The organism is Variovorax paradoxus, assembly GCF_009498455.1.
Taxonomy (GTDB): domain Bacteria; phylum Pseudomonadota; class Gammaproteobacteria; order Burkholderiales; family Burkholderiaceae_C; genus Variovorax; species Variovorax paradoxus_H.
Map to the genome: position 1 here is coordinate 7,028,615 of NZ_CP045644.1, position 9,669 is coordinate 7,038,283.

At 69.0% G+C, this 9,669-nt stretch carries 8 protein-coding genes; 5 read left to right on the plus strand and 3 right to left on the minus strand.

The features are described from left to right. Positions 1-241: 241 nt before the first annotated feature. Positions 242-1,669 (minus strand): short-chain fatty acyl-CoA regulator family protein, encoded by a 1,428-nt coding sequence (locus GFK26_RS32625; protein ID WP_153285624.1) that lies wholly within the window; start codon positions 1,667-1,669, stop codon positions 242-244. A gap of 120 nt (positions 1,670-1,789) precedes the next feature. Between GFK26_RS32625 and GFK26_RS32630 the strand changes: the two genes are divergently transcribed. From GFK26_RS32630 to GFK26_RS32650, 5 genes are all read left to right on the plus strand, one after another. Then, complete coding sequence (locus GFK26_RS32630) at positions 1,790-2,200, plus strand: acyl-CoA thioesterase (RefSeq protein ID WP_153285625.1); 411 nt, start codon at positions 1,790-1,792, stop codon at positions 2,198-2,200. Next, positions 2,197-3,354, plus strand: coding sequence for a 2-methylcitrate synthase (gene prpC, locus GFK26_RS32635; protein WP_153285626.1), 1,158 nt, complete (start codon positions 2,197-2,199; stop codon positions 3,352-3,354). The genes GFK26_RS32630 and prpC overlap by 4 nt, the downstream gene beginning before the upstream one ends. A gap of 63 nt (positions 3,355-3,417) precedes the next feature. Next, entirely contained in the window at positions 3,418-6,012 is a 2,595-nt protein-coding gene (gene acnD / locus GFK26_RS32640) for a Fe/S-dependent 2-methylisocitrate dehydratase AcnD (RefSeq protein WP_153285627.1), read from the plus strand. Between the two features lie 2 nt (positions 6,013-6,014). Continuing rightward, positions 6,015-7,205, plus strand: a complete 1,191-nt coding sequence (gene prpF, locus GFK26_RS32645) for a 2-methylaconitate cis-trans isomerase PrpF (RefSeq protein ID WP_153285628.1) — start codon at positions 6,015-6,017, stop codon at positions 7,203-7,205. Positions 7,206-7,234: 29 nt separating this feature from the next. Then, positions 7,235-8,098: an isocitrate lyase/PEP mutase family protein gene (locus GFK26_RS32650; protein WP_153285629.1), complete on the plus strand. Its 864-nt coding sequence runs from the start codon at positions 7,235-7,237 to the stop codon at positions 8,096-8,098. A 6-nt stretch (positions 8,099-8,104) separates the two neighbouring features. Here GFK26_RS32650 and GFK26_RS32655 read toward each other — a convergent pair whose 3' ends face one another. Beyond that, positions 8,105-8,839 carry an RNA polymerase sigma factor FliA gene (locus GFK26_RS32655; RefSeq protein ID WP_153285630.1) on the minus strand — a complete coding sequence of 245 codons (735 nt, stop codon included), beginning with the start codon at positions 8,837-8,839 and terminating at the stop codon, positions 8,105-8,107. 25 nt (positions 8,840-8,864) lie between these two features. Then, on the minus strand, positions 8,865-9,668 hold the full coding sequence (locus GFK26_RS34410; protein ID WP_153285631.1) for a MinD/ParA family ATP-binding protein: 804 nt from the start codon (positions 9,666-9,668) through the stop codon (positions 8,865-8,867). Position 9,669: the final 1 nt, after the last annotated feature.

Genomic DNA, 9,669 nt, shown 5'->3' on the forward strand with positions numbered 1-9,669 from the left:
CTGAATAGCTTTTCTCCCTCGCGTCGCAAGGGGCGGTATTCAGTCGATTGTTCGAGTCCCTTCGGCTGCGCGGAAGTACCTGAAAGTAGCAAGCGCCCCTGTTTGTGACCAGCGCGGCAGCGAAAGCCGGTCAACCCATGCGTCATTCACACGCGAAGCGCATGCATGTGAATTTCCCTACAAGTTCAAGCATGCATGGTGACGTGCAAATGCCACGAAGCGTCTGTCATCCGCTGACGAATCACGCCCCCGCCACCGCATACGGCGTGAACCTGCTCTCGTTCTCGTTCACATCCAGCGGCCTTCCGATGAACGGGAACGCCCGCTGCGGGCAGGCCACGCGCTCGCACACCTTGCAACCCATGCCGATGGGCGTGGGCACGTCGGGGTCCTTCAGGTCGAGGCCCTTGGCGTAGACCAGGCGCGGGGCGTGGCGGATGTCGCAGCCCAGGCCGATCGAGAAGGTCTTGCTCGGTGAGCCGAAGCCGCGCTGGCCGTGCGACACGGTGCGCGCAATCCACAGGTAGGCGCGGCCGTCGGGCATGCGCGCCAACTGCGGCAACACGCGCCCGGGCTGCGCGAAGGCCTCGTACACGTTCCACAGCGGGCAGGTGCCGCCGGTCTTCGAGAAGTGGAAGTGCGTGGCCGACTGCCGCTTGGAGATGTTGCCGGCCCGGTCCACGCGGATGAAGAAGAAGGGCACGCCCGACGCGCCCGGGCGCTGCATGCTGCTGAGGCGGTGGCACACGGTTTCGAAACCGACGCCGAACTGGCGCGCGAGCAGGTCGATGTCGTAGCGCAGCGCCTCGGCCGCCTGCAGGAACGGGCCATAGGGCAACAGCACGGCCGCCGCGAAGTAGTTGGCCAGCCCGATGCGCGCGAGCGCGTGGGCCGGGGCGTCGCCGAAATTGGCCTGCGCGACGAGCGATTCGATGAGCGCGGCCTGCTCGAGCAGCGCCAGCTGCGTGGCCAGCTGGAAGGCCTGCTGACCCGGCTCGAGACCGGCCGACAAACGCAGCACGCGGCTGGCCGGGTCGTAGCGGCGCTGGCTGTCGAGCGCGCCCGCGGCGTCGTCGTCCGGCACCACGCGCACGCCGTGCACCTTCAGAAGCCGCTGCTGGAGCCATTCGGCGAGCGGTCCGCCGTGCGCGAGGGCCTCGGCCGCGAGCGATTCGGCGGCGGTGTCGAGCGGGTCGAAATGGTTCTGATGGGCAAAGAAGAAATCGCGCACCACCTCGAAGGGCATCGGCCGGCTGCGCGAGATCTCGCCACGCCCGTCGCCGAGTTCGGCGGCCATGAGTTCCAGCCGCTCCTGCGCCTCCTGATGGCGGCGGTGCAAGGCGAGCAGCGCGCGCGCCACGGCGGGCATCTGCGACGCCACCTCGCGCAGCTCGGGCAGCGCGACGGCCTCGCCGCCGGGGTTGTCCGCCAGCGCCTCGCGCATGCTGGCCACGAGCCGCGCCTCTTCGTCGTCGGAGAACTGCTGCACATCGACGCCGAGCGTCTTGCTGATGCGCAGCAGCACGGCCACGGTGAGCGGGCGCTGGTTCTGCTCGATCTGGTTCAGGTAGCTCGGCGACAGGCCGAGCATCTGCGCCAGCGCCACCTGCGTGAGGCCGCGTTCGGCGCGCAGCGTGCGCAGGCGCACGCCCATGAAGGTCTTGCTCATCGGGTCACCTCGTGGGTCTTTGCGATCTTCGCAATATTTGCAAAATCAGTCGTTTTCATTCGCAATGATTCGCCAATTCAGTCCTTCATTATGGGCGTTCGATTGCGTAAATTGCGAAGCATGACCCACCGATCTGCCGCCATCGAGCTGACCGACATCGTGTTCCCCGCGCACGCCAATCACTACGGCACGCTGTTCGGCGGCAACGCCCTGCTGCTGATGTCGAAGGCCGCATTCCTCGCCGCGCGCGCCTTCGCAAGGTCCGACGTGGTCATGGCCAGCCTGGGCGACGCGCAGTTCCTCGCGCCCGTGCCGGTCGGCCATGTGCTGCGCCTGCGGGCCTGGGTGACGCGCGCCGGGCGCAGCTCGCTCACGGTCTGCGTCACCGGCGCGGCCGAGCCGCCCGACGGCGAGCCCCGCCCTTCGCTGAAGGGCCTGTTCGAGATGGTGGCCGTCGATGGCCGCGGCCGTCCGACGCGCCTGCGCCACGCCTACCTGCACCCCGTGCCCACAGACAAGGAACCCGCATGAACGACATCGCCACCCCCACCGGCTTCAAGCCGAAGAAATCCGTCGCCCTGTCGGGCGTGACCGCCGGCAACACGGCGCTGTGCACCGTGGGCCGCACCGGCAACGACCTGCACTACCGCGGCTACGACATCCTGGACATCGCCGAGGTCTGCGAGTTCGAGGAAATCGCACACCTGCTGGTGCACGGCAAGCTGCCCACGTCCGCCGAGCTGCGCGCCTACAAGGCCAAGCTGAAGGCCATGCGCGGCCTGCCCGCGAGCCTGAAGGAAGCGCTGGAGCAGCTGCCCGCCAGCGCGCACCCGATGGACGTGATGCGCACCGGCGTCTCGTCGCTGGGCTGCCTGCTGCCCGAGAAGGAAGACCACAACCTGCCCGGCGCGCGCGACATCGCCGACCGCCTCATGGCCTCGCTCGGCTCGATGCTGCTGTACTGGTACCACTGGTCCACGCAGGGCCGGCGCATCGAGGTCGAGACCGACGACGACTCGATCGGCGCGCACTTCCTGCACCTGCTGCACGGGCGCAAGCCCAGTGCGCAGTGGGAGCGCGCGATGCACACCTCGCTCAACCTCTACGCCGAGCACGAGTTCAACGCCTCCACCTTCACGGCGCGCGTGGTCGCGGGCACGGGCTCCGATGTGTACTCGGCCATCACCGGCGCCATCGGTGCGCTGCGCGGCCCCAAGCACGGCGGCGCCAACGAGGTGGCCTTCGAGATCCAGAAGCGCTACGACGCACCCGACGAGGCCGAGGCCGACATCCGCCGCCGCGTCGCGGCCAAGGAAGTCGTGATCGGCTTCGGCCACCCGGTCTACACCGTGAGCGACCCGCGCAACGTGGTCATCAAGGGCGTGGCGCGCACGCTGTCGCAGGAGGCCGGCTCGACCAAGATGTTCGACATCGCCGAGCGGCTTGAAGCGGTGATGTGGGACGTGAAGCAGATGTTCCCCAACCTCGACTGGTTCAGCGCCGTGAGCTATCACATGATGGGCGTGCCCACGGCCATGTTCACGCCGCTGTTCGTCATTGCGCGCACATCAGGCTGGGCGGCGCACATCATCGAGCAGCGCATCGACAACAAGATCATCCGGCCGAGCGCCAACTACACGGGCCCCGAAGACCTGAAGTTCGCGCCGATCCAGGATCGGAAGTAAAAACACCCGAAGAAGAAAAAGCGCCCGTGCCTGCGTGCGGGTGCCGAGCGACAAGCGCCCCCCATGAACACCGACTACCGCAAGAACCTTCCCGGCACCGCGCTGGACTACTTCGATGCACGCGAAGCCGTCGAAGCCATCCAGGCCGGCGCCTGGGCCACGATGCCCTACACCGCACGCGTGCATGCCGAAAACCTCGTGCGCCGCTGCGACCCGGCGATCCTCGTGCAGAGCCTCACGCAGCTCGCCCTGCGCCGGCGCGATCATGACTTTCCGTGGTTCCCTGCGCGCGTGGTCTGCCACGACATCCTCGGCCAGACCGCGCTGGTCGACCTGGCCGGCCTGCGCGACGCCATCGCCGAACAGGGCGGCGACCCGTCGCAGGTCAACCCGGTGGTGCCGGTGCAGCTCATCGTCGACCATTCGCTGGCGGTGGAGTGCGGCGGCTTCGACCCCGATGCCTTCGCGAAGAACCGCGCCATCGAGGACCGGCGCAACGAAGACCGCTTTCACTTCATCGAATGGACGAAGCGGGCCTTCCGCAACATGGAGGTGATCCCGCCGGGGAACGGGATCATGCATCAGATCAACCTGGAGCGGATGTCGCCCGTCGTGCATGCGCAGGACGGCGTGGCCTACCCCGACACGCTGGTCGGCACCGACAGCCACACGCCGCACGTCGATGCGCTGGGCGTGGTCGCCATCGGCGTGGGCGGGCTCGAGGCCGAGAACGTGATGCTCGGCCGCGCCTCGTGGATGCGGCTGCCCGACATCGTCGGCGTGCGCCTCGCGGGCCGGCCGCAACGGGGCATCACGGCCACCGACGTCGTGCTCGCGCTCACCGAGTTCCTGCGCGCGGCAAAGGTCGTGGGCGCGTACCTGGAGTTCCACGGCGAAGGCGCGGCCAGCCTCACGCTGGGCGACCGCGCGACCATCTCCAACATGGCACCGGAGTACGGCGCCACCGCCGCGATGTTTGCCATCGACACGCAGACGCTCGACTACCTGCGCCTCACGGGCCGCGCCGACGAACAGGTGCGCCTCGTCGAGATCTATGCGAAGCAGGCCGGCCTGTGGGCCGACACGCTGAGCGACGTCGAGTACGAGCGCGTGCTGCACTTCGACCTCTCGAGCGTCGTGCGCAACATGGCCGGCCCGTCGAACCCGCATGCGCGCGTGGCCACCGCCGACCTCGCGGCGCGCGGCATCGCCGCGCCGTGGGACGACGTGCCCGGCCAGATGCCCGACGGCGCGGTGATCATCGCGGCCATCACCAGCTGCACCAACACCAGCAACCCACGCAACGTGATCGCCGCGGGCCTGCTCGCGCGCAACGCCAACCGCGTAGGCCTCGCGCGCAAGCCGTGGGTCAAGACCTCGCTGGCGCCGGGCTCGAAAGCGGTCACGCTGTACCTGGAAGACGCGGGCCTGATGCGCGAACTCGAACAGCTCGGCTTCGGCGTGGTCGCCTATGCCTGCACCTCGTGCAACGGCATGTCGGGCGCGCTCGATCCGGCGATCCAGCAGGAGATCGTGGAGCGCGACCTGTACGCCACCGCCGTGCTCTCGGGCAACCGCAACTTCGACGGCCGCATCCATCCGTATGCGAAGCAGGCCTTCCTGGCCTCGCCGCCGCTGGTGGTGGCCTACGCCATCGCAGGCACCGTGCGCTTCGACATCGAGAAGGACGTGCTCACCGTCGTCGACGGCAAGGAGATTCGCCTCAAGGACCTCTGGCCGACCGACGAAGAGATCGACGCCATCGTGAAGGCCAGCGTGAAGCCCGCGCACTTCCGCCAGGTGTACGAACCGATGTTCGCGATCCAGCCCGACACGGGCGAGAAGGTCGCGCCGCTGTACGACTGGCGCCCCGCCTCCACCTACATCCGCCGCCCGCCCTACTGGGAAGGCGCGCTGGCCGGCGAACGCACGCTCAAGGGCATGCGCCCGCTGGCGGTCCTGCCGGACAACATCACGACCGACCACCTGTCGCCGTCGAACGCGATCCTGCTCGACAGCGCGGCCGGCCAGTACCTGCACCGCATGGGCCTGCCCGAGGAAGACTTCAACTCCTACGCCACCCACCGCGGCGACCACCTCACGGCGCAGCGCGCGACCTTCGCCAACCCCACGCTGAAGAACGAGATGGTGCGCAAGGCCGACGGCACGGTGCGCGCCGGCTCGCTGGCACGCGTGGAGCCCGAGGGCGAGGTGATGCGCATGTGGGAGGCCATCGAGACCTACATGGGGCGCAAGCAGCCGCTGATCATCGTGGCCGGTGCCGACTACGGGCAGGGCTCATCGCGCGACTGGGCCGCCAAGGGCGTGCGGCTGGCGGGTGTCGAAGCGATTGCGGCCGAGGGCTTCGAGCGCATCCACCGCACCAACCTGATCGGCATGGGCGTGCTGCCGCTCGAATTCAAGCCCGGCACCAACCGCCTCACGCTGGGCCTGGACGGCACCGAGACTTACGATGTGACCGGCGAGCGCACCCCGCGCGCCGACCTCACTCTGGTCGTGCACCGCCAGAGTGGCGAACGGCTCGACGTGCCCATGACCTGCCGCCTCGACACCGCCGAAGAGGCCTCCATCTACGAAGCCGGCGGGGTGCTGCAGCGCTTCGCACAAGACTTCCTCGCCGCCACGAAAGCCGACTGACGATGCCGCACATTCCGCAGATCAAGATCCCCGCCACGTACATGCGCGGTGGCACCAGCAAGGGCGTGTTCTTCCGCCTGCAAGACCTGCCCGAAGCCGCGCAAGTGCCGGGCAAGTCGCGCGACGCGCTGCTGCTGCGCGTGATCGGCAGCCCCGACCCCTACGGCAAGCAGATCGACGGCATGGGCGCCGCGACGTCGAGCACGAGCAAGACCGTCATCCTCTCGAGGAGCGAGCGGCCCGGCCACGACGTGGACTACCTGTTCGGCCAGGTGTCGATCGACCAGCCTTTCGTCGACTGGAGCGGCAACTGCGGCAACCTCTCATCGGCCGTCGGTCCGTTCGCGATCAGCAACGGCCTCATCGATGCGGCACGCGTACCGCGCGACGGTGTGGCGGTCGTGCGCATCTGGCAGGCCAACATCGGCAAGACCATCGTCGCGCACGTGCCGATGACGGGCGGCGCGGTGCAGGAGACCGGCGACTTCGAACTCGACGGCGTGACCTTCCCCGCGGCCGAGGTGCAGCTCGAATTCATGGACCCCGCCGCCGACGAAGACGGCGCGGGCGGCGCGATGTTCCCGACCGGCAATCTCGTCGACGACCTGCACGTGCCCGGCCTCGGCACGCTGCAGGCCACGATGATCAACGCCGGCATCCCCACCGTCTTCGTGAACGCCGAGGCCCTCGGCTACACCGGCGCCGAGCTGCAGGACGCGATCAATGGCGACGCCGCCGCGCTCGCCCGCTTCGAGGCCATCCGCGCGCACGGCGCGCTGCGCATGGGCCTCATCCGCACGCTCGACGAAGCGGCCAGCCGCCAGCACACGCCCAAGGTCGCCTTCGTGGCCAAACCGGCGGGCTACACCGCATCGAGCGGCAAGGCGGTGGCGGCCGGCGACATCGACCTGCTCGTGCGCGCGCTGTCGATGGGCAAGCTGCACCACGCCATGATGGGCACGGCGGCCGTGGCCATCGGCACGGCCGCCGCCATTCCCGGCACGCTGGTGAACCTCGCGGCCGGCGGCGGTGCGCGCGAGGCCGTGCGCTTCGGCCACCCCTCGGGCACCTTGCGCGTGGGCGCACAAGCAACCCAGGTCGAGGGCGAATGGCGCGTGACCAAGGCCGTCATGAGCCGCAGCGCGCGCGTGCTGATGGAAGGCTGGGTCCGCGTGCCCGGCGACACCCTTTGAGCTTTCAGATTCATTCACAGGAAATTCCGATGTCGACTCGCAAGACCCTCCGTTCCCTGGCCGAGGCCCGCCGCGGCGTGCTGGTGCCGGGCGCTTTCAACGCGCTGTCGGCGCGCGTCATCGAAGACCTGGGCTTTGAAGCCATTTACGTCACCGGTGCGGGCGTTACCAACATGTGGTTCGGCCTGCCCGACCAGGGCTTCATGGGCCTGCACGAGATCGCCGACCACACGGCGCGCATCCGCGACGCCGTGAACCTGCCGCTGATCGTCGACGCCGACACCGGCTTCGGCAATGCGCTGAACGTGCGCCACACGGTGCGCGTGCTGGAGCGCGCGGGCGCCGACTGCATCCAGTTCGAGGACCAGGTCGCGCCCAAGCGCTGCGGCCATTTCTCGGGCAAGGACGTGATCTCCACCGAGGAAGCCGTCAACAAGATCAAGGCCGCCGTCGATGCGCGCACCGACCCCGACCTGCTCATCATGGCGCGCACCGACGCAGCGGCGACGCTGGGCTTCGAGGCCGCGATCGAGCGCGCGCAGAAGTTCAGCGAGGCCGGTGCCGACATCCTGTTCGTCGAAGCCGTCACCACGGCTGATGAGATCCGTGCGCTGCCCAAGCGCCTGCACAAGCCGCAACTCATGAACATGGTGATCGGCGGCAAGACGCCGATCTTCGGCGCCGAGGAACTCGGCGGCCTGGGCTACGGCATCGTGCTGTACGCCAACGCCGCGCTGCAGGGCGCGCTGGCCGGCATGCAGAAGGCGCTCACGGTGCTGCGCGACACACGGCGCATCGACGAAGACCCGTCGCTGGTCGCGCCCTTCGCCGAGCGGCAGCGGCTGGTGCGCAAGCCCGAGCTCGATGCGCTCGACGCGCGCTACGCCAGTTGAACTTTTCTACAGAGCGTCTTTGAGCTTCGCACGCAGCCGGCTCACCGCCTGCCCGTGCAGCTGGCACACGCGCGACTGGCTCACCTCGAGCACCGCGCCGATCTCGCGCAGGTTCAGCTCTTCCTCGTAGTAGAGCTTGAGCAGCAGCTGGTCGCGCTCAGGCAGCTCGCCAATCGCGTCGACCAACTGGTGGCGGAAGCCACTCTCCAGCAGACGCGCCAGCGGGTCGTCGAACTGGCCGCGGCCCTTGCGCGCATCTTGCGCATGCAGGTCGAGAAAGGGGTTGTCTGGGTCACCCTTGGCGAAGTCTTCCACGTACAGCAGCTGGCTTCCCTGGATGTCCTGCAGCATCGACTGGTAGGTCTCCAGGTCGACCTTCAGCTCCTTCGCGATCTCGCCTTCGGTGGGCGCACGGCCCAGCCGGTGGCCCAGTGCCTGGATGGCTTTCTCGATGCCGCGCGCCGACTGGCGCAGCCCGCGCGAGCCCCAGTCGCTGGCGCGCAGCTCGTCGAGCATGGCACCGCGGATGCGCTGGCTGACGAAGGTCTCGAACTGCGCGCCGCGGTGGTCCTGGTAGCGGCTCGACGCATCGAGCAGGCCGAGCATGCCGGCCTGGATCAGGTCGTCCAGCTCCACGCTGGCCGGCAGCCGCGCCATCATCTGCAGCGCGATGCGGCGCACCAGCGGCTGGTGCTGTTCCAGTAGATGCGATTTCTCGATGGTGCCCTGCGCGGTGTACACGGCCGTCCGTCCTCGTGCGCGGGTCTCAGGCGGCGAGCGCCTGTGGGAACACGGCCGGCCGCGCGGGCGTGCGCCAGGGCCAGCGGCCCATGTCGTCGGCGATGGCGCGGAAGTCGACCGCTGCTGCGCTGGCCGGAAAGGCCTCGAGCACGGTCTGGCGCAGCCGCGCCGCATCAGCCAGCCAGGGGTCGGTGCGCACCCAGCCCACGGGCAGCAGCGACAACGCAAGGTAGCGGCTGGCCGCCTGCGCGAGGTTGTGCATGACCTGCTGCGCGGTCCCCACGTCGGCCACGCCGTTGAGCAGAAAGCGCAGCTGCTTCAGCGCATGCGCTCGGTGCAGGCGCTTGATGCCCGCGTAGGCCGAGGTGATGGCTGCCGGGTGCGGCTGCAGCACCAGCAGCAGTTCGTCGGCGCCTTCAGCCAACGGCGACAGGCGGCCCTCGTCGTCGAAGGCTGCATCGACCAGCACGATGCCGCGCGGCCACAGCGTGCGCGGGTCGATGATCGCGCCGGGTGAAGCGGGCAGCACCTGCACGCCGCACACTGCGCTGGCCGCTGCCTGATCGATGCGCAACCGCCGACTCGCCACATCGGCCAGCGTGCCGCGCGGGCTCAGCGCCCACACATCGCAGACCGAACGCAGCTTCGGGTGATGCTCATCGAGCAACAGCACGTCCTTGCCCTGCTGCGCCAGCGCCGCGCCCAGGCTCATCGCGGCCGTGGTCGCACCCGCGCCGGGGCCCATGCCCGCGACAGCGATGACGCGCACCGGCGCCTGCCCGAGCAGCCGCCGCAGCCCGTCGGCCTGGTCCGTGACGTGTGCGTTCATG

Coding starts and splice junctions, on each gene's coding strand:
- GFK26_RS32625 (WP_153285624.1), bottom strand. CDS start 1,669: ATGAGCAAGACCTTCATGGGCGTGCGCCTGCGCACGCTGCGCGCCGAA.
- GFK26_RS32630 (WP_153285625.1), top strand. CDS start 1,790: ATGACCCACCGATCTGCCGCCATCGAGCTGACCGACATCGTGTTCCCC.
- prpC (WP_153285626.1), top strand. CDS start 2,197: ATGAACGACATCGCCACCCCCACCGGCTTCAAGCCGAAGAAATCCGTC.
- prpF (WP_153285628.1), top strand. CDS start 6,015: ATGCCGCACATTCCGCAGATCAAGATCCCCGCCACGTACATGCGCGGT.
- acnD (WP_153285627.1), top strand. CDS start 3,418: ATGAACACCGACTACCGCAAGAACCTTCCCGGCACCGCGCTGGACTAC.
- GFK26_RS34410 (WP_153285631.1), bottom strand. CDS start 9,668: ATGAACGCACACGTCACGGACCAGGCCGACGGGCTGCGGCGGCTGCTC.
- GFK26_RS32650 (WP_153285629.1), top strand. CDS start 7,235: ATGTCGACTCGCAAGACCCTCCGTTCCCTGGCCGAGGCCCGCCGCGGC.